General features: G+C 66.1%; 19 protein-coding genes. 8 read left to right on the top strand and 11 right to left on the bottom strand.

The window, feature by feature from the left end; translation table 11 throughout:
* Window positions 1-2: 2 nt before the first annotated feature.
* The 5 genes from G6N59_RS13335 to G6N59_RS13315 are packed head-to-tail and all read right to left on the bottom strand — an operon-like array spanning window position 3 to window position 5,125.
* A complete protein-coding gene (locus tag G6N59_RS13335) occupies window positions 3-809 on the bottom strand; it encodes an Abi-alpha family protein (RefSeq protein WP_179970311.1) in 807 nt (268 codons plus the stop codon).
* 60 nt (window positions 810-869) lie between these two features.
* Window positions 870-2,045, bottom strand: a complete 1,176-nt coding sequence (locus G6N59_RS13330; protein ID WP_138232742.1) for a pyridoxal phosphate-dependent aminotransferase — start codon at window positions 2,043-2,045, stop codon at window positions 870-872.
* A gap of 25 nt (window positions 2,046-2,070) precedes the next feature.
* On the bottom strand, window positions 2,071-3,009 hold the full coding sequence (ipdE2, locus tag G6N59_RS13325; RefSeq protein WP_138232859.1) for an acyl-CoA dehydrogenase IpdE2: 939 nt from the start codon (window positions 3,007-3,009) through the stop codon (window positions 2,071-2,073).
* 2 nt (window positions 3,010-3,011) lie between these two features.
* Window positions 3,012-3,986, bottom strand: coding sequence for an acyl-CoA dehydrogenase family protein (locus G6N59_RS13320; RefSeq protein ID WP_138232741.1), 975 nt, complete (start codon window positions 3,984-3,986; stop codon window positions 3,012-3,014).
* 14 nt (window positions 3,987-4,000) lie between these two features.
* The gene (locus G6N59_RS13315) at window positions 4,001-5,125 is read right to left on the bottom strand and encodes an acyl-CoA dehydrogenase family protein (protein WP_138232740.1); all 1,125 of its coding nucleotides are present in this window, start codon (window positions 5,123-5,125) and stop codon (window positions 4,001-4,003) included.
* Window positions 5,126-5,436: 311 nt separating this feature from the next.
* Here G6N59_RS13315 and ipdE1 point away from each other — a divergent pair, with 311 nt between their 5' ends.
* Window positions 5,437-6,585, top strand: coding sequence for an acyl-CoA dehydrogenase IpdE1 (gene ipdE1 / locus G6N59_RS13310; RefSeq protein ID WP_133763927.1), 1,149 nt, complete (start codon window positions 5,437-5,439; stop codon window positions 6,583-6,585).
* Window positions 6,585-7,373 (top strand): (5R,7aS)-5-hydroxy-7a-methyl-1-oxo-2,3,5,6,7,7a-hexahydro-1H-indene-carboxyl-CoA reductase, encoded by a 789-nt coding sequence (gene ipdF, locus G6N59_RS13305; protein ID WP_138232738.1) that lies wholly within the window; start codon window positions 6,585-6,587, stop codon window positions 7,371-7,373. The genes ipdE1 and ipdF overlap by 1 nt, the downstream gene beginning before the upstream one ends.
* A gap of 136 nt (window positions 7,374-7,509) precedes the next feature.
* Here the strand turns inward: ipdF and G6N59_RS13300 are convergent, their stop codons facing one another.
* On the bottom strand, window positions 7,510-8,772 hold the full coding sequence (locus G6N59_RS13300) for a CaiB/BaiF CoA transferase family protein (RefSeq protein WP_234884421.1): 1,263 nt from the start codon (window positions 8,770-8,772) through the stop codon (window positions 7,510-7,512).
* Window positions 8,773-8,955: 183 nt separating this feature from the next.
* On the opposite strand from G6N59_RS13300, the gene kstR2 reads away from it, so the two are divergent.
* Together kstR2 and G6N59_RS13290 are read left to right on the top strand one after the other, a co-directional pair.
* Window positions 8,956-9,576 carry a TetR family transcriptional regulator KstR2 gene (gene kstR2 / locus G6N59_RS13295; protein ID WP_138232737.1) on the top strand — a complete coding sequence of 207 codons (621 nt, stop codon included), beginning with the start codon at window positions 8,956-8,958 and terminating at the stop codon, window positions 9,574-9,576.
* Window positions 9,577-9,601: 25 nt separating this feature from the next.
* Window positions 9,602-10,756, top strand: coding sequence for an acetyl-CoA C-acetyltransferase (locus tag G6N59_RS13290; protein ID WP_138232736.1), 1,155 nt, complete (start codon window positions 9,602-9,604; stop codon window positions 10,754-10,756).
* A 70-nt stretch (window positions 10,757-10,826) separates the two neighbouring features.
* Here G6N59_RS13290 and G6N59_RS13285 read toward each other — a convergent pair whose 3' ends face one another.
* Window positions 10,827-11,111 carry a hypothetical protein gene (locus tag G6N59_RS13285; RefSeq protein WP_138232735.1) on the bottom strand — a complete coding sequence of 95 codons (285 nt, stop codon included), beginning with the start codon at window positions 11,109-11,111 and terminating at the stop codon, window positions 10,827-10,829.
* Between the two features lie 48 nt (window positions 11,112-11,159).
* Window positions 11,160-11,735, bottom strand: a complete 576-nt coding sequence (locus tag G6N59_RS13280) for a QsdR family transcriptional regulator (protein ID WP_138232734.1) — start codon at window positions 11,733-11,735, stop codon at window positions 11,160-11,162.
* Between the two features lie 137 nt (window positions 11,736-11,872).
* Here G6N59_RS13280 and G6N59_RS13275 point away from each other — a divergent pair, with 137 nt between their 5' ends.
* Both G6N59_RS13275 and G6N59_RS13270 read left to right on the top strand, forming a co-directional pair.
* On the top strand, window positions 11,873-12,655 hold the full coding sequence (locus tag G6N59_RS13275) for an SDR family NAD(P)-dependent oxidoreductase (RefSeq protein ID WP_138232733.1): 783 nt from the start codon (window positions 11,873-11,875) through the stop codon (window positions 12,653-12,655).
* A 31-nt stretch (window positions 12,656-12,686) separates the two neighbouring features.
* On the top strand, window positions 12,687-14,219 hold the full coding sequence (locus G6N59_RS13270) for a WS/DGAT/MGAT family O-acyltransferase (protein ID WP_138232732.1): 1,533 nt from the start codon (window positions 12,687-12,689) through the stop codon (window positions 14,217-14,219).
* A 119-nt stretch (window positions 14,220-14,338) separates the two neighbouring features.
* Here the strand turns inward: G6N59_RS13270 and G6N59_RS13265 are convergent, their stop codons facing one another.
* Window positions 14,339-15,235 carry a LysR family transcriptional regulator gene (locus G6N59_RS13265; protein ID WP_138232731.1) on the bottom strand — a complete coding sequence of 299 codons (897 nt, stop codon included), beginning with the start codon at window positions 15,233-15,235 and terminating at the stop codon, window positions 14,339-14,341.
* 55 nt (window positions 15,236-15,290) lie between these two features.
* Here G6N59_RS13265 and G6N59_RS13260 point away from each other — a divergent pair, with 55 nt between their 5' ends.
* On the top strand, window positions 15,291-15,461 hold the full coding sequence (locus tag G6N59_RS13260) for a hypothetical protein (RefSeq protein ID WP_163910718.1): 171 nt from the start codon (window positions 15,291-15,293) through the stop codon (window positions 15,459-15,461).
* Window positions 15,462-15,534: 73 nt separating this feature from the next.
* A complete protein-coding gene (locus tag G6N59_RS13255; RefSeq protein WP_138232730.1) occupies window positions 15,535-16,797 on the top strand; it encodes an HNH endonuclease signature motif containing protein in 1,263 nt (420 codons plus the stop codon).
* A gap of 32 nt (window positions 16,798-16,829) precedes the next feature.
* Here G6N59_RS13255 and G6N59_RS13250 read toward each other — a convergent pair whose 3' ends face one another.
* Window positions 16,830-17,822, bottom strand: coding sequence for an FUSC family protein (locus G6N59_RS13250; protein WP_138232729.1), 993 nt, complete (start codon window positions 17,820-17,822; stop codon window positions 16,830-16,832).
* A 693-nt stretch (window positions 17,823-18,515) separates the two neighbouring features.
* Window positions 18,516-19,586, bottom strand: coding sequence for a (3aS,4S,5R,7aS)-5-hydroxy-7a-methyl-1-oxo-octahydro-1H-indene-4-carboxyl-CoA dehydrogenase (gene ipdC, locus G6N59_RS13245; protein WP_138232728.1), 1,071 nt, complete (start codon window positions 19,584-19,586; stop codon window positions 18,516-18,518).
* Window positions 19,587-19,588 lie beyond the last annotated feature (2 nt).

Here is a 19,588-nt window from a genome sequence, read left to right as displayed (position 1 = left end):
CGCTACGAGCCGTCCTGCATCGCCGCTTCCCACAGCCCGCGGCCCAGTTCCGACAGCTGCAGCGCAAGCTTCTCGACGCGTGCCGGAAAGGGGCCTCGTGACGCGTCCTTGATGGCCTTCAACACCATCGACTCCGCGCTGAGGATTTCGTAGTCGGCCTTCAGGTCCGGGTCTTCGGGGACGGTCTCGACCAACCCGAGGGCCAGCAGGTGGCTGACGTATTGCGGCACCATTTGCGGCAGCGCAACGTTGGCGGTGCGGCCGATGAGGCACGCGTTCTCCAGGGTCGCGGCACTGCGGTTTCGCGGGTAGATGTTCACCAGCGGTGACGACTCGTTGTCGGACAGCGCACCGATGATGCGGGCCTCGTCGGCAACCAGCTGATCGAGCAGTCGGTGATAGAGCTCGGTGCGCCCGTCGGCGGTGCTCTGGTCGAGCGCGCGGTCGAGGAGTCCGCCGAGCTTGCCGTGCAGGGACTGCGCGGCCGGCTGTTTCTGCGGTGCCGGAGCGGGCGTGCGCTCGGGGGCCATCTCGATGGCTTCGACGGTGGTCTTGGTGGCGATCGCAATCTGCTCGCCACCCCAGGCGGCCAGCTTGAAACCGAACTTCGCGACACCGAGGGCGCGGTTGGCCAGGCCGAGCGGATCGAATCGCTTCGGGATCGCCAAACCACCGCGCGGCGTCGAGATCGCAATGGCAATCTCACCGATGGGCGTGGACAGCTTGATGCCGTGCCGTTCGAGACCCTCGCGGTTCACCGGTAAGTCGTCAGTAACTTCCGGTTCTGGGTTGTCGGTTTCCTCGGACATTGCGGACCGATGGTACCGGTCGGCCGTTCGTTCTCGCCGGTTGTGTGGCAAACGCGACAGCTACCCCTGCCGGCCCGCGGCGAGCCACGGACCCAGCCGGCGCAGCGCTTCTTCGATATCGGACTTCGGCCCGGCGAACGACAAGCGCACGAACGATCCGCCGTGCCGGGTGTCGAAATCCACGCCCGGCGCGATCGCCAGACCCGTATCGGCGAGGAGTTTCTCGCAGAACGCGAGCGAGTCCGTCGAGTAGTTGGAGATGTCGGCGTACACGTAGAACGCACCATCGGCAGGTGCCAGCTTGTCCAGCCCCACCTCGGCCAGTCCGGCGAGCAGCAGCGCCCGGTTCTCCGCATAGTGGTGCACGAGCGAGTCGGCTTCGGAGATGGCCTCCGGCGTGAACGCGGCGACCGCCGCATACTGCGGCAGCGTCGGCGGGCAGATGGAGAAGTTGCCGGTCAGACAATCCACGGCGCGACGCAGCGGTTCGGGCACCAGCAGCCAGCCCAGCCGCCAGCCGGTCATGGCGAAGTACTTCGAAAAGCTGTTGACCACGATGGCATTGCGCGAGGTCTCCCAGGCGCAACTGGTTGCGGGCGCGTCGTCGTAGATGAGGCCGTGGTACAGCTCGTCGCTGATCAACTGCACGGAGTTGTCGTCGCACCAGGTGGCGATGGCAGCCAGATCCTCGGCGGGCAGCACTGTGCCGGTCGGGTTGTTGGGGCTGGCGATGATCAGGCCCTTCACCGGCGGGTCCAGCTGCGCCAACATGGAAATGGTTGGGTGGAAACGGGTTTCGGGGCCACACGGCACCTCGACGACCTCGCAGCCCAGGGCCGACAAGATGTTTCGGTAGCAGGGATAGCCCGGGCTGGCCACCGCGACCCGGTCACCGACGTCGAAGCACGACAGGAACGCCAGCAGAAAGCCGCCGGTCGACCCGGTGGTGATCACGACCGCGTCCGGTTCGACCTCGACGCCGTACCGGTCGAGGTATGACTTGGCGATCGCCTCTCGCAGCTCCGGAATGCCCAGGGCGACGGTGTATCCGAGGTTGTCGTTGGCCAGCGCCTCAGCCGCCGCAGCCCGGATGGGTGCCGGCGCCTTGGCGGCGGGTTGTCCCGCCGACAGGTTCACCAGGTCGCCGTGGCTGCGCTGGCGTTCGGCCGCGGCCAGCCACACGTCCATCACATAGAACGGTGGAATGCCTGCGCGCAGCGCTACCGGATTGGTCATGCTCTGACGTTAGACGAGGTGGAAGTCAGCGCAGCACTTCGGCGTCGAGGCGACGCAGGTGCTCCCGCGACGACCCGAGCAGCTGCGCACTGCCGTGCGCCCGCTTGAAGTAGAACTGGATGTCGCTTTCCCACGTGATCGCGATGCCGCCGTGCATCTGGATCGCTTCGCCGGCAACGGCATTGAACGCCTCGGTGGCCAGGTACCGCGCCAGCGACGCGTTCGTGGGCGTCGGGTCGGCGATGGCGTCGTTGACGATGGCCCGGGCGGCCGACACCTTGACGTACAGGTCCGACATCCGGTGCTTGAGGGCCTGGAAACTGCCGATCGGGCGGCCGAACTGCACACGGTCCTTGGAGTAGGCCACGGTCAGGTCCAGGCAGCGGCTCGCGGCGGCGACCTGCTCGACCGCCATCAGGATGGCCGCGGTGTCCGCCAGGCCGGGGTCGGCGCCGAGGGCAGCAGTGCTGCCCGGGCTGACCGCGGCGAGCCGACGGGTCGGGTCCATCGCGGTGGCCGGGGTGACGGTGTTGTCGGTCCAGCGGCTCAGCTGGCCGTCCTGCGCGGCGATGACCACGTCGGCGACGTCGCCGTTGATGACGTAACCGGCGTCGAAAACAACGGTGCCGATGGACGTTCCCTCGGCCAGGCCTTCCAGTGGCTCTTCCTCGCCGACGGCGAGCAGAGCCAGTTCGGCCAGCGTGGTGCCAAGCAGCGGCGTCGGGACCAGGCCCTTGGCCAGCTCCTCGAGAACGACTGCGGCGTCGCCCAATTCGCCGCCGGCGCCGCCGAGTTCTTCGGGAACGACCAGCGCCGCGGCGCCGACCTGCTCGCACAGCATTTGCCAGAGCTTCTCGTCGTAGCCCTTCTCGGACTCGATGGCGGCTCGCACGGCCTCCGGGCCCGCGTGCCTCTCGACCAGCGCTGCGACGGTGGCGCGCAGCATCTCCCGTTCTTCGCTCACAGTCATAGCCCTTCCAGTACGCGGGTCCGGTGCCACGTCGAGTCGCCCCACGCCGAGCGCAGCGCCTGCGTGCGCAGCAGCAACAGCGACAGGTCGTGTTCCTGCGTGAACCCGATGGCGCCGTGGGTCTGCAGCGACGAGCGGGCGGCCAGCAGCGCGGCCTCGCCCGCGGCCACCTTGGCGGCGCTGACGTCGCGGGCCAGCGTCGGCGAGCCGTCGGCAAGCGCCAGGGCGGCGCCGTAGACCAGCGGGCGGGCCAGCTCGACGGCGATGTGCACGTCGGCCAGCTTGTGCTTGATGGCCTGGTAGGAGCCGATCACGGTGCCGAACTGGGTGCGCTGCTTGGCGTACGCGACAGCCATGTCGAGCATCGCCTGGCCGGCGCCGACCAGCTGCGCGGCGGTGGCCAGTGCGCCGAACTCGAAAGCCTTTGCAGTGTCGGCGGTTTGGGCCTCGCCGGTCGCGGTGACGTCGAACAGGTGCCGGGCCGGGTCGACGGACTGGTGCTGAGTCCCAATCGTGGCGTCCTGCACCTGACCATCTCCGGCCAGCAGGATCAGACCGGCGGTGTCGGCGTCGACGGCTCGCGGGGCCAGTGGCGGCTGCGCGACGGTGGCGATGAGCTCGCCCGAGGCCAATTCTGCGGACCGCTTAGCTCCGGCTTCCGATGCCAGTAGCACGGGGGCCACGGCGATGGATTCGGTGACCGGACCGGGGACGGCCCAGTAGCCCAGACGCTCAAGGGCGACAACCAGATCCACCGGGTGTGCGCCGATGCCGTCGAACTCTTCCGGCACGTTCAGCGCAGTGACGCCGAGGTCGGCCAGGGTCGACCAGATTTTCCGGCCGGGAGCGGCGTCGGCCGCCTTCTCGACCCCGCCCCACGCCCGAACAGCGGCGGGCACGTCTGCCGCGCCCAGCGCGGCGTCGATGCTCGCAGCGAAATCGCGCTGCGATTCGTCCAATTCAAAGAACACGTGAACAATCCCTCTTATTTGCGGGGCAGGCCCAGCAGGCGCTCGGCGATGATGTTGCGCTGAATTTCGTTGGTACCGGCGTAGATCGGGCCGCCCAGGGCGAACAACAATCCTTCGGTCCAGTGGTCGTACAGCTCGGCGTCGGCGCCGCGCAGGTCCAGTGCGGTCTGGTGCAGGGCGACGTCGAGGTCGGACCAGAACACCTTGGTCACCGAGGACTCGGCGCCCAGTTCGCCACCATTGGCGAGCCGGGTGACGGTGCCGAAGGTGTGTAGGCGGTAGGCCTGGGCCTTGATCCAGGCGTCGGCGACGCGCTCGGCGTAGGCCGGGTTCTGGTCGACCTTCCATTGCGCGACAAGGCGTTCGGCCGGCGCGACGAAGCGGGCCGGGCTGCGCAGCGACATGCCGCGCTCGTTGCTCGAGGTGCTCATGGCGGCGGTCCAGCCGCCATGCACCTGACCGATGACGTCCTCGTCGGGGACGAACACGTCGTCGAGGAAGATCTCGCCGAAGCCAGTCTCACCGCCCAGCTGGGCGATCGGGCGGACCGTGATGCCCTCGGCTTTGAGATCGAACATGAAGTAGGTGAGGCCCTTGTGGCGCTGCGCTTCCGGGTCGGAGCGGAACAGGCCGAAACCGCGCTCACCGAACGGGGCACGCGAGCTCCAGATCTTCTGGCCGTTGAGCTTCCAGCCGCCGTCGACCTTGGTCGCGGTCGAGCGCAGCGAGGCCAGGTCGCTGCCGGACTCGGGCTCGGACCAGGCCTGAGCCCAGATCTCCTCGCCGGAAGCCATTTTCGGCAGCACGCGCTGCAGCTGCTCCTTGGTGCCGTGCGCGAACAGCGTCGGCGCCAGCATCGCGGTGCCGTTGGCGGAGGCCCGGCCGGGGGCGCCGGCTTTGAAGTACTCCTCCTCGTACACCACCCACTGCAACATGGTGGCGTCGCGGCCGCCGTACTCCTTGGGCCAGGCGATGACCGACAGGCCGGCGTCGAAAAGCACCTTGTCCCAGACGCGGTGCTGCTCGAAGCCCTCGAGGGTGTCGTACGACTTCGTCGGGAACTTGTCCCGGTTGGTCGCCAGGAAGCCGCGGACCTCGGCCCGGAATTCCTCGGTTTCGTCGTCGAATGTCAGATCCATTTACCGATTCATCTCTCGTTTGTCTTCCCCGTCGCTTCGCTCGCCCTGGAAGTCTTCCCCGTCGCTTCGCTCGCCCTGGAAGTCTTTCCCGTTGCTCCGCTCGCCCTGAGTGCAGGTTTGACCACTTTGCCTCCAGGGTTACGTGGCAGCGTCTCGAGGAACGCCACCGACCGCGGCGTCTTGAAGTTAGCCAAATGTTCTTTGGTGTAGGTCTGCGGTGGGGTCTGCCGACCGGGCTGCTGGGTGCCGTCGGACCCACTCATCGGAACTCCCTCTAACAAAGCAAGTGCTTGGTAGGTTAGCCTACAAGGGTGATAGAGGTCCAGACGTTCCGGGCTGAGGTCCGGCAATGGCTCGCAGACAATCTCGTCGGTGAATTCGCAGCTCTCAAGGGCCTGGGTGGCCCCGGTCGTGAGCACGAGGCTTATGAAGAACGACGTGCGTGGAACCAGCATCTGGCTGCGGCGGGGCTGACCTGCCTGGGCTGGCCGGAGGAGCATGGTGGCCGCGGCCTGTCGGTCGCGCACCGCGTCGCCTTCTATGAGGAGTACGCCAAGGCGGACGCCCCGGACAAGGTCAACCACCTCGGTGAGGAACTGCTCGGGCCGACGCTCATCGCGTACGGCACTGAAGAGCAGAAGAAGCGCTTCCTGCCGAACATCCTCAACGTCACCGAGCTGTGGGCCCAGGGTTACTCCGAGCCCGGCGCCGGTAGCGACCTGGCCAACGTCTCGACGTCGGCTGAACTGGTCGGCGACGAATGGGTGATCAACGGCCAGAAGGTCTGGACCTCACTGGCGCACTGGGCGCAGTGGTGCTTCGTGGTGGCCCGCTCCGAGAAGGGCTCCAAGCGCCACCACGGCCTGTCGTATCTGTTGGTGCCGCTGGACCAGCCGGGCGTCGAGATCCGTCCGATCGTTCAGCTGACCGGTGACTCCGAGTTCAACGAGGTGTTCTTCGACGACGCCCGTACCGACGCGTCGCTGGTGGTCGGTGAGCCCGGGCAGGGCTGGGGCGTGGCGATGGCCACCCTCACCTTCGAGCGTGGTGTTTCGACGCTGGGCCAGCAGATCCGTTACAAGCGTGAGCTTGAGGGCCTGATCGACGTGGCCAAGCGCACCGGCGCCATCGAGGATCCGCTGATCCGTCTGAAGCTGACCGAGTCCTGGACCGGCCTGCAGGCCATGCGGTCCTACGCGATGGCGACCATGGACGTCGAGCAGCCTGGCCAGGACAACGTGTCAAAGCTGTTGTGGGCCAACTGGCATCGTGAACTCGGCGAGATCGCCATGGAGATTCAGGGCATGGCCGGTCTGACGCTGCCGGGTGGCGAGTTCGACGAGTGGCAGCGCCTGTTCCTGTTCTCGCGTTCGGACACCATCTACGGCGGGTCGAACGAAATTCAGCGCAACATCATTGCCGAGCGGGTGCTCGGCCTACCCCGAGAGGCTAAGGGCTGATGGACCTTTCTGTAGCTCCCAACGAGATTGAGGGCCACGGCCTGCTCAAGGGCAAGGTCGTTCTGGTGACTGCCGCCGCCGGTACAGGCATCGGTTCGTCGACCGCGCGTCGTGCGCTTCTCGAAGGTGCCGATGTTGTGGTGTCGGACTACCACGAGCGGCGTCTGAATGAGACCCGTGATCAGCTGGCGGAGCTTGGCCTGGGCCGGGTTGAGGCTGTGGTGTGTGATGTGACGTCGACCGAGGCCGTTGACGCGCTGATTGCGTCGGCCGTCGAAAAGATGGGCCGCCTGGACGTATTGGTCAACAACGCCGGCCTCGGTGGCGAGACACCGCTGGTCGACATGACCGACGACGAGTGGGACCGTGTCCTGAACGTCACGCTGAACTCGGTGATGCGCGCGACCCGGGCGGCGCTGCGGTACTTCCGCAGTGCTGAGCACGGTGGTGTGATCGTCAACAACGCCAGTGTCCTGGGCTGGCGCGCCCAGCACTCGCAGTCGCACTACGCCGCCGCCAAGGCCGGGGTGATGGCCCTGACCCGTTGCAGCGCAATCGAAGCCGTCGAGTACGGGGTGCGGATCAACGCGGTGTCCCCGAGCATCGCGCGGCACAAGTTCCTGGAGAAGTCGGCCGATGCCGCGCTGCTGGACAGGCTGTCCTCCGACGAGGCATTCGGCCGTGCCGCCGAGCCGTGGGAAATCGCCACCACCATCGCGTATTTGGCCAGTGACTACTCCAGTTACCTGACCGGTGAGATCATTTCGGTGTCGAGCCAGCGGGCGTAGTTTTCATCCGGCCGCGAGGTTCGGATGTATGCACTTACCCGCCTAATTGCGACAACGTTGTCGCAATTAGGCGGGCATTTTCATGTGTGGCTGGATCGCGATCTCGCGAGCCTGACCTGGTGGCGGACCCTCTCGATCAGATGATCGCCTGCTCCTGCAAGCTCGCGATCCCCGCCGCGTCATAGCCCAGTTCGCCCAGTATCTCTGCGCTGTGCTCGCCGATCAGCGGCGGCGGGCGGCGGATCGTCGCAGGCGTCGCGCCCATGCCCGCCAGCGGGCTGCCGATCAGGTCGACCGATCCGGCGGCGGCCCACATGTGCGGAGTCGTGGCGCGCAGGCCCCGGTGCTGCACCTGCGGATCATCCCAGACCTCCGCTAGATCGTTATAGCGCGCGGCCGGGATGCCCACGCTGTCGAACTTCGCCTGAAGCTCCTCCGTCGTGAACTGCCGGCTCCACACGTTGATGATGTCGATCAACTCCGCGCGATTGATCTTGGCCCGTTTGGCGTTGGTGTCGAAGCGCGGGTCGGCGTAGAGCTCGGGCCGGCCCATCAACTCCGACATGCGCCGCCAGTGGGCGTCGCTGCCGGCCGTAATGTACGTCATGCCGTCGCGCGCATGGATGAGGTCGGCGGGTCCGCCGCCGTTGCCGCCATTGCCCAGACGCTCCGCCTGGACGCCGTTGATCAGATAGTCCTGCATGATGTGGCAGACCATCGCTACGGAACTATCAAGCAGCGCCATGTCGATGTGCTGGCCCTCGCCCGTGCTGTTGCGATGGTTCAGCGCGGCGAGGATCGCGATGGCGCTGTTGTGGCCGGTCACGAAATCGACCAGGCTGGGACCGGCCTTCACCGGACCCGCGCCGGGCTGGCCTTCGGGGATTCCAGTCACGGCCATCATGCCGCCGCTCGCCTGGAACAACCCGTCGTAGCCCGCGCGCGCCGCCATCGGCCCGGTCTGGCCAAAGCCGGTGATCGAGCAATAGATGAGGCGGGGATTGATCGCCTTCAGGCTCTCGTAGTCCAGCCCGAACCGCTTGAGGTCGCCGACCTTGTAGTTCTCGATTAGAATGTCCGCGGTCTTGACTAGGGCACGCAGGATGTCCTGCCCCTCCGGCTTGGAGTGGTTGACCGTGATCGACCGCTTGTTGCGGTTCGACGCGGTGAAGAAGCCGGACTGGCGAAGGTCCTTGCCATCCTTGCCCTCGACCGAGGCAAGACCGTAACCGCGCCCTTCGTCACCGCTGCCCGGTCGCTCCACCTTGATGACGTCAGCGCCGAGGTCGCCCAGTATCTGCGCGCTGATCGGGCCGGCGAAGACGCGGGTCATGTCGATGACCCGGATACCCTCCAGGGCAAGCTGTGTCGTGCTCATGATCTCCTGATACTCATCCATTTCACATCGTGCCCCATCTATCGGTCGCGGTCGAGAACCGCGCGCGTGACCTCGCCCGCCCTCGGGGCCGCGATCGCCTCAACGTGCGCGACCCAGGTGAGCACTCGATCTTTGTGTACGTAGTGGCCAAGTCAACACCGGCCCGACTTACCCTAGCAAGCGCTTGGTTGCTATGCTGTGACGATGGCGCCCGAATCGCCCGGCCAACCCGCGAGCAGGCGCGACGAGCTTCTGGAGCTCGCCGCGGCGATGTTCGCTGAGCGCGGGCTGAAGGCAACCACAGTCCGCGACATCGCAGACTCCGCGGGAATCCTCTCCGGAAGTCTCTACCACCACTTCAAATCGAAGGAACAAATGGTGGAGGAGATCATGCGTGATTTCCTCGACTGGCTGTTCGAAAAGTACCGCCAGATCATCGACACCGAGTCCGATCCGATGGAACGGCTCAAGGGTCTGTTCATGGCCTCCTTCGACGCCATCGAGCACCGGCATGCCCAGGTTGTCATCTACCAGGACGAGGCGAAACGGCTGGGTTCGCTGCCGCAGTTCGATTTCGTCGATGAGCGCAATCGCGAGCAGCGCAAGATGTGGGTCGACATCCTCAACGAGGGTGTGGCGCAAGGAGCCTTCCGGCCCGACCTGGACTTCGATCTGGTCTACCGATTCATCCGCGACACCACCTGGGTATCTGTTCGTTGGTATCAGCCAGGCGGGCCGTTGAGTGCGCGCGAGGTCGGTGAGCAGTACCTGGCCATTGTGCTCGGGGGCATCGCCGATCCCGCCAAAAGCATTGCGAACAAATAGATTTCTGAAACAAAGGAGTTGAGAAATGGCTGCATCTGAGGCGTATGTCATCGATGCCGTGCGCACCGCCGTCGGCAAGAAGGGTGGTGCCCTCTCGGGTTACCACCCGATCGACCTCGGTGTGGAGGCGTACCGCGGAATCTTCGCCCGCAACGACATCGACCCCGGCGCCTTCGATGACGTCATCGTCGGTTGTGTCGACGCCATCGGTGGGCAGGCCGGCAACATCGGCCGCCTGACCTGGCTGGCCGCCGGCTACGATGAGGCCGTCCCCGGCACCACCGTCGACCGGCAGTGCGGTTCCTCGCAGCAGGCCATTTCCTTTGGCGCACAAGCCATCATGTCCGGCACCGCGGACCTGATCCTGGCTGCCGGCATCCAGAACATGAGCCAGGTTCCGATCAGCTCGGCCATGATCGTGGGCGAGCAGTTCGGCTTCACCTCGCCGACCAACGAGTCGAAGCGCTGGGTGGAACGCTATGGCGACCAAGAGATTTCGCAGTTCCGCGGCGCCGAGATGATTGCCGAGCAGTGGGACATCTCTCGCGAGGAGATGGAAGAGTTCGCGTTCAACAGCCATCAGCGCGCGTTCACCGCGATCCGCGAGGGCCGCTTCGACAACGAGATCATCCCCGTGGGTGACTTCAAGGTCGACGAGGGTCCGCGCGAGAGCACCATGGAGAAGCTGGCCTCGCTGAAGCCGCTCGTCGAGGGCGGCCGCCTGACTGCGGCCCTGGCGAGCCAGATTTCCGACGCGTCGTCGGCGACGCTGCTGGCGTCCGAGGCCGCGGTCAAGACTCACGGCCTCACGCCGCGGGCGCGCATCCACCACATCAGCTGCCGTGGCGACGATCCGGTGAAGATGCTGACCGGTCCCATCCCCGCGACCAAGTACGCGCTGGAGAAGACCGGGCTGAGCATCGAGGACATCGACGTCATCGAGATCAACGAGGCGTTCGCGCCGGTCGTCCTGGCCTGGGCCAAGGACCTGAAGGCCGATCTGTCCAAGGTGAACCCGAACGGTGGCGGCATCGCGCTGGGCCACCCGCTCGGCGCCACCGGCGCCAAGCTGTTCGCCACCCTGCTGAACGAGTTGGAGCGCATCAAGGGTCGCTACGGCCTGCTGACGATGTGCGAAGGCGGCGGCACCGCCAACGTCACCATCATCGAGCGCCTCTGACATCAACACGCCGAAACTGCCCCTTTCCCCTGGGAGAGGGGCAGTTTTGTGTCTGTCTGGGTTTACCGGTTCAGATCAACGGGCATTTGGCAATCATGTTGAAGTCCATCGTCGTCATGGCCGTCTCCGCAGCTGCCGTCGGCGCCAGCGCCTGTTCGAATGAGTCGCCGCCGCCCTCGAAGCCCACGTCGAGCACGAGCACGACGGTGACTTCAACGGAGATCATCCCTGGAGTTCCGGTAGGTCCGTCAACGCCGCCGACGACGCCCTCGACGCGGGCCAGCACCAGCACCGTCACCGTCATGGTGCCGCCGTCCTCTGGAACTGTCCCCATTCCGGCACCGATGCCGGTCATCCCCGTTCCTCCGGGTAGGGGCGACATGGGTCCTGGGCGGTAGCGGAACTACCCAGGTCGATGACCCAGCAGGGCGCCGATCGCCTGTTCGGCTTTGGCGGCCGCCAGCGGTTCGCCGGTGATGATGTCGGCGTATAGGAATGACTCGACGATGCGCACGATGAGGAACGCGAGGTCGCGCGGGGGCAGGGGCGGGTCCAGTTGACCTGCGGCGATCTCGGTGTTGAGCAGCTCTTCGATTGCCGCGACCAGGCGGCTCTGTACCGTCCCGGCTCGGCCGGCCAGAATCCGGAGGGCGCGTTCGGGCTCGCGGCGCAGGAACGTCTGAAAGAAGTCGGACTCGTCGATCACGGTGGTGTAGTGGCCGACGGCCCGCGCGATGTGTTCGGCGCCGTGGCCGGGCGCGGCGCCGATGGAAACCTTGAGCGTGGGTTCGGCCAGTGACCACAGGATCTCGGCGATCAGTTCGTCACGGCTGCCGACCCAGCGGAACAACGTGGCCCGGTTGATGCCGAGTTCGGTTGCCAGTTCTTGCATTTCGATGCGGCGGCCCTCGAGGAACCAGCGGCGCGCGATGCGGAATGCCGCCAACGGATCGGGGCGCCGGTCGGTGGACGCGAGCATGCGGCCCAACGGTGTCTCGGTGATGCCGCACCTCCTGTGTGTCGCTGACGGCCTTGCATCATGGTAGCCGTCGACGTTCGAGTGAGATATATCTCGATCGGTCTCGTGTGTGCAACATATTTGAATATGATGCACAAATGACCCAGGACGACGCTTCTTCGATCCTTGATCTCTTCCGTCTCCATGGCCGTGTCGCGGTCGTCACCGGCGCTTCGAGTGGCCTTGGTGTCGGATTCGCGCAGGCACTGGCCCAAGCCGGCGCCGACGTCGTGCTTGGCGCGCGACGTGAAGACCGTCTCGCCGAGACCAAGGCGCTCGTGGAAGCCGCGGGTCGCAGGGCGGTCGCCGTACGCACCGACGTCACCGAACCCGATGACTGCAAAGCCTTGGCTCAGGCCGCTGTCGATTCCTTCGGACGCGTCGACATTCTGGTGAACAATGCGGGAGTGGGCACTGCCGTCCCGGCGTCGCGCGAAACGCCCGAGCAGTTCCGGTCCGTCATCGACCTGAACCTGAACGGGAGTTACTGGATGGCGCAGGCATGCGCCGCCCATATGCGCCCGGGCAGCTCGATCATCAACGTCAGCAGCATCCTCGGCCTGACGACCGCCGGACTGCCCCAGGCGGCCTATGCCTCATCGAAGGCCGGCTTGATCGGACTGACCCGCGACCTGGCCCAGCAGTGGACGGGACGCAAGGGCATTCGCGTCAACGCCCTGGCGCCGGGCTTCTTCGCCTCGGAGATGACCGAGCAGTACGAAGACGGCTATTTCGAGACCGCCGTGCTGCCCCGGACCCTGGTCGGCAGGCTCGGTCGCACCGAGGAACTCAGCGCCGCTCTGATCTTCCTGGCCAGCGATGCCAGTAGCTACGTCACCGGCATCACCCTGCCCGTCGAAGGCGGCTTGCTCACCAGTTGAGCGCCGGAACTCACCAAGGAGAAAAACACTCGTGAAGCAGCTCAGCGGTATGGACGCCACCTTCCTCTACCTGGAGACGGCGACGACCTTCGGTCACGTCACCGGGCTGATGATCTTCGAGCGGCCCAGCGAGGAGTTCGACCCCTACACCGCGGTCTACGCGAAGTACGCGTCGCTGATCGGTGAACTCGAACCGCTGCGGCGGCGACTGGTCGAGGTGCCGCTGGGGCTCGACCACCCGTACTGGGTGGATGACCCGAACTTCGATCTCGACTTCCACATCCGCGAAATCCATTTGGCCCGACCGGGAATGGTCGACCAGTTGGCCGACCAGGTATCCCGCATCGTCGGCCGCCCGATGGACCGGAGCCGGCCCCTGTGGGAGGTCTATGTCATCGACGGTCTGGACGACGGCAATTGGGCGATGCTGACGAAGTACCACCACGCCACCATCGACGGGGCCGCCGGGCAGTTGATGCTCAACATCCTGACCGACACCGATCCGGACGCCGCGCCGCCGGGACCGAGTCCGGCCTGGGAAGCCGAACCGTTGCCGGGCAACATCGAACTGCTGCGCAAGGCGGTGGTCAACCTCGCCGGCCATCCCGCGAAGGCGCTGCGGTTCCAAACCAGGCTGGTTGGCCAGCTCGCCGACGCCGCCGGCATCGACAGCCTCGGCAGCGCTGCCAGCAAGGCGAGTTCCGCCATCAAATCCCTTGCGCGCCTTGGCAAGGAAGATGGACCCAGGATTCCGTTGCCGACCTCGCCCGCACCACCCACCCCGTGGAACAGGCCCATCACCGGGCACCGCCGGTTCGCCATGCGCACGGCGTCGTTGGAGAACGTCAAACAGCTCAAGACGGCCACCGGTGGCACGGTCAACGACATTGTGATGGCGATCTGCGCCGGCGGACTGCGCCGGTACCTGCTGACGCACGATGCGTTGCCCGACGGCCCGCTGCGGGCCATGGTGCCGGTGTCCATCCGTACCGGTGACGAAGAAGATCCGTGGACCAACCGGGTGTCGGCGATCTTCCCCGAGCTACCGACCGACTGCGAGGACCCGCTGGAACGGGTGGCCCGCTGCCGCGCGGCCATGCTCGACGCGAAGCGCCTGCTGGATCTGGTGCCCGCCAGCCAGCTCGGCGACATGGCTCAGGTTTCGGCACCGGTGCTGTCGACGTCGGCGATGCGGTTGGCGTCCCGCTTCGGGCTTGCCCACCGGATCGCGGCCACCCCGTTCAACCTGGTGATCTCGAATGTGCCCGGTCCGCGCAAGCCGCTGTATTTTGCGGGAGCGCAACTGGTCCATCAGTTCCCGGTGTCGATCGTCACGGAAGGGCAGGGGCTCAACATCACGGTCGTGAGCTACCTGGACCGCCTGGACTTCGGTTTCATCGTCGACCGCGACCTGGTGCCCGACGTGTGGGACCTGGCGGACGTGCACATCGATGAGATCAGTGCGCTGATGGAGGCCAGCGGTGCGGAATGGGCGCAGGAGCCGCAGCCCGCGGCGCGGCGTCGCGGCCCGGTCCGGATGGTGCAGCCCGGCGACGAGTACTGACGGGTTCTAGTGTTCAGCGGATGAGTGGTTCGGGCAACGAGAGCTTCGCAGGCGTTGTCGCAGAACAAGTCTGGCGCGCTCGGCTCGATCCTGATCGGCCTGCTGCCCGACCGGTACCGCTAGCCTGGGTTGATCGGCGTGCGGTGCGCGGTCGCGACCAAGGCGCGCGCCAGCACCGATCCCGGTTCGGCAGCACTGGTGACCAGTGCGATGGTCGCCGTCACCTGGGGGTTCTCCAACGGCACCACTCGCACACCGGTCGGTAGACGCAACGTATGCAGCCAAGTTTGGGGGACGATGCTCGCCCAGCGGCCACTGCTGACGTGGGCCAGTAGGGACACCACCGAATCGGCTTCGAGCCGCGGTGTCGCGGTCAGACCGTGCGCGGCCAGCGCGTCGCCGAGCAGCTGCCGCCCCCGCATCCCGGTGTTCAACAGACACAACGGCAGTTCCAGCGCATCGGCCCAGGTGATCGGGTTCGCCTGGCTGGCAAGCAGTTCGGTGCCGACGATGAGGACCTGCCGCTCCTCGTACAGCGGCGTGACCGTCAAGCCCGTGGTATCGACGCCGTCGGGGTAGATGATTCCCGCGTCGAGCTCGAACCGGCGGATCCGCTCGACGATGCCCGCCGAGCGCAGGCTGCTCTCCAATTGCACTCGCACCAAAGGATGTTCGAGGCAGAACGGATCGGTCAAGAGTGCCACGGTGCCGGACGCGGCTGGGATGACGCCGAGCCGCAGCTCGCCCGTCAAGCCGGTTTGCAACGCGGTGACCTCGTGGATGAGCGCGTCGTGATCAGCCAGAATCCGGCGCGCCCACAACACCAAGCGTTCGCCTTCGGGCGTCAGACCCTCATAGTTCTGTCCCCTCCGCACCAGCGGAACCTTGAGCTCGTTCTCCAGCTTGCGGATCGCCTCGGATAGTGCCGGCTGCGAGACGTAACAGGCCGCGGCCGCGCGGGCGAAGTGCTTCTCGCGAGCGAGGGCCACGAAGTATTCGAGCTGGCGAAACAGCATGGACTATTCGACCACGGTTGATAGGCATTGCTAATCAGGCTCACGGAAATTGCCCTTGGACACAGGCCTCCTCCGCCGAGCAGCGAGTCGACGCATCCCGCGCGGCAATGCGGCCGGGTACATGCCGGAAATGAACGTGCTCTGTGCCATCGGCGATTTCAGTTCGCAGAGTGACCAGCCCATCATGAAGAACGCCAAAGTCACCGTGACGAAGTCGGTGGACTAGGGCAGGTCCGGCCTCTCGCTTGCTGCGTCCGAGGCGTCGGAAACTTGTCGGTGTCCTCTGCTTTGATGGTGTTATGTCCACCACCGCAACGGCTTTCGATGTTGAGCCGTCGCCGTGTGAGCGTCTTGATGCGTTCTTCGCGGAGATCGGTGAGCTGACCGGTCAGCGCAACGCGATCGACGGCCGCCTGGCGGAAATCGTGGCCGAGATCGATCGTGACGGGTTGTGGGGCGCCACGGGTGCTCGGTCGCTCACGTCGTTGGTGGCGTGGAAAACCGGGGTGTCGCCGCGGAATGCGGAAGTGATGGTGGCGGTTGCGCACCGGTTGGAGGAGTTCCCGCGCTGCGCCGAGGCGATGTGCGAGGGCCGGTTGTCGCTGGATCAGGTCGGGGTGATCGCCGAACATGCCGGCGAGGGTTCGGATGAGCACTACGTGCAGTTCGCCGAAAGCGCCACGGTCACCCAGCTGCGTGATGCGGTGAAGCTAGAACCGCGCCCGGACCCCGCGCAGAAACCTGAGCCTGAGCGGTCGATCTCCAAGACCACCCACGATGACGGTTCCACGACGTACAAGATCCGGTTGTCGAAGCTGGAGGCGGCGAAGTTCGACGCCGCGATGGCATCGCATCAGGATGCGTTGGTCGCGGACTGGAAACGTGACCACGACGCTTGGGAAAACGGTGGGCCGGTGCCGGATGAGGTGCCGCCGTTCCCGAACCAGGTGGATGGGTTCATGAGCCTGGTCGAGGCAGGCTGGGATAGCGATGTGGAACGCCGTCCGCATGGTCAGCACACCACCGTAGTGGTGCATGTGGATCTCGACCACGACACTGCCGCATTGCATCTGGGGTCGGTGCTCACCGAGGAGGAACGCCGGCTGCTGTTGTGCGACGCGACCTGCGAGGTGTGGCTCGAGAAGCATGGTCAGCCGATCGGCGCCGGCCGCAGCACCCGCACCATCAGCCGCCGGCTGCGCCGCGCGTTGGAACACCGTGATGGCTGCTGCCGGGTACCGGGGTGCGGGGCCACCCGGGGCTTGCATGCGCATCACATCATTCATTGGGAGAACGGTGGGGTCACCGAACTGCACAACCTGGTCCTGGTGTGCCCGTATCACCACCGGCTGCACCACCAGCGCGTCATCACCATCACCGGACCCGCTGACCGGTTGGTCGTCACTGATGCCGCGGGCCGACAGCTCAGCGGTGGATCACTCGCGCGACCACCCACCACAGCGCGTCCTGACGTGCCGCCGTGCCCCGGACCAACCGGGGAACGCGCCCAATGGTGGTGGTACCAACCCTTCCAACCACCACCAGCACCGTCGACCAACTAAGCGGGGCGCCAACAGAACTGGTGTCCCGGCCTCTATTCGCGGCTGCCCGATAACAGCATCGACACCGAGATCGCGGCGGTGACGCCGATGACGGTGTCGATGCCGCGATAGGCCAGTAGGACCAGCGGTTCGGTCGGCGAGGCGAGATCGGTCATCAGCATGATCAGCGGAGTGAAGAAGCCCAGCGCGACCGCGTGGTGGTGGGACATGAACAGTTCGGTGGGGAACAGCAGCGCCATCACGCAGACTGCGAGGACGTACTCGCTCGGTTGCGGCACGAGCAACGCGGCCGCCACGGCCAGGCCGATGAAAGTGCCACCAAGGCGGTGGATTCCGCGTTTGATGCGGCCAAGGGCGTCGGCGGCGGCCAACGGTCCTGCTGCCGCGGCGATGGCCCAGTTGGCGTGGTCGACACCGAGCGCCAATCCAGCTGTGCCGGCCGCGGTGATGGAGAGCGCATAGCGCCCGGCATGAATCAACACGTCGTGTCGGTTCGGCAGCGGAAGCCGGTTCGCCGTTGCCGCAGCCCGGGGTGCGTCAAGCAGACCGAGCACAATGCACAACAAAGCCGTTGCCGCACAGAGCAATATCGCCGACGACGGTGTCACCCGGCCGGCGGGCACCGTGGCGATGGCACCGAGCGCGAAGACGCCGTAGAAGGGCCCCTCGGGTTTGAGCGCGAGGTAGTCGGTCACGACGGAGCCAACGGCGGCGAACGTTACCGCGGCGATCACCAGGACCGCCGGTGGCACATGGGAATTGGCCAGAGCCACCCCGATGGCCACGCCGAGCACCAGGATCACGGCGCCCTGGGTCTGGTGGGCGAACCGTCGGGCGCGGCTTTCGGTGCGGCCGTACATGCCGGTGATCGCACCGAACACCGCATAGATGATCAGGTCCGGCCGTCCCGCTGCCAGCAGTGCGATACCGGGGACAGCCAAACCGAGCGCGACCCGCAATGCCGGACGGTGGTCTGCCCTCGGTGGAGTCATGGCCACGCGCACGCGCACATAGACGGTGCGCATGGGCCGACTCCGATCGATGAACGACTGACTCAATCAGGTTGTCGCACCCGGGGAGTGACGGTCAAAGTGGAGATTCCGAGCAGGTGATCGGCGGCGCCTATCGAGGCGCCGCCGGACGCGGGTCACCCGAGAACGGGGGAGCTGCGGCGCTTGGCCACCGGGTTGGCGACAGCTGTCGGCGTGGTCATGAGTCCTCGTTTGCGGTGTCTGGCCGTCCGCGGCGCCTACCGACCGCGCGGACCATGGCGTTGATCGCGGCAAGGGCCAGGACAGGGAGCAAGGCGGTGACGATATACGCCACACCGCCGCTGACAGTCATTCGACCGGTACCTCTCTGACGCAGGTTTTCGAGCCTGTAATGGCAGGTAGAAAGCTTGCTGCTGCGGTCGATGGCTACGTTACGGAGGCTTGAGGGCGGTCGCGTCATCCTCAGCGGCCGAAAATCTGCGGCATTTCCGCGGATGTGTTGTCGCGAGGAGCCAACACCGATCCCCTCGGGGGACGATGCGAGGGAATGTTGCTACGGAGAAGGCTGAGGTTGTTGCCGGTTGACAGCGCGTACACGCAAAGGTATCGCACACTTGGCAATTGCTTGCCAAGTGCCCAGAACCTCGAGGTCATTGACGACACAGATTGGCACCCACACGGGTTTCACCCGTGGGCGGCAGGGACGCCACCGCCCACGGGGAAGCATTATTGGATGTAGCTGGTCGCAGCCTGTAGGTGCTCGATGGCCTCGGCGGCGATCCTCGGCACCAGCTCGGCGCACGACGGCAGACTGTCGATAATGCCCGCCACCTGACCCGACGCCAGCACGCCCGCTTCGGTGTTGCCTTCCACCAGACCGGCTTTCAGCAACATCGGGGTGTTGGCGGCCATGACGACCTGCGACCAGGTCAGGTCCTTACCGTGGCGCATAGCCAGGCCGTCCTTGACCATCGACCGCCAGGTCATGCCCGACATCTTCTTGAACTTCTGGGCGTTACCGACGGCGGCGACGAAACCGCGCACCGGCGAACCGCTTTCGAGCTTCTCCACCAGACCCGTGCGCAGCACGCGGTGCGGCATGCCGTCGACCCGGGTCGACACCACGGTGCCGTCCAGCGCGGCGTCCAGGTAGCGCTGCTTGACGGCGTCGGGCACCGTCGAGTCCGAGGTCAGCAGGAACCGCGTGCCCATCGCGACACCGGCGGCGCCGTAGGACAGTGCGGCCGCCAGGCCCCGGCCGTCGAAGAAGCCACCCGCGGCGATCACTGGCATCCCGGTGCCGGCGACCGCGTCGAGCACCGACGGCAGCAGCAGCGTGGTGGCGATCGGGCCCGTGTGGCCACCGCCCTCGCCGCCCTGCACGATCACCGCGTCGGCACCCCAGCTAGCCACCTTCTTGGCGTGCTTGGCCAGGCCGACCGACGGGATCACCACGACGCCGGCATCTTTCAGCTTGGCGATCAGCTCGGGCTTGGGAGCCAGGGCGAAGGAGGCGACTTTGACTCCTTCGCGGATCAGGAGGTCGCAGCGGGCATCCGCATCGCCGGCGTCGGCACGCATGTTGATGCCGAACGGCTTGTCGGTGGCCGCCTTGACCTTGGTGACGGCGGTCTGCAGCTCTTCCAGCGTCATCGTCGCCGACGCCAGAATGCCGAGCCCGCCGGCGTTGGAGGTGGCCGCGACCAGTCGCGCGCCGGCCACCCAGCCCATGCCGGTCTGCACGACCGGGTACTCGATGCCGACCAGTTCGGTCAGCGGGGTCTTCAGCTTGGACATGC

The sequence above is a fragment of the Mycolicibacterium aubagnense genome (genome assembly GCF_010730955.1).
GTDB lineage: Bacteria > Actinomycetota > Actinomycetes > Mycobacteriales > Mycobacteriaceae > Mycobacterium > Mycobacterium aubagnense.
Note: the sequence above shows the minus strand (reverse complement) of the source record. Positions and strands in the feature narration are given on the sequence as shown.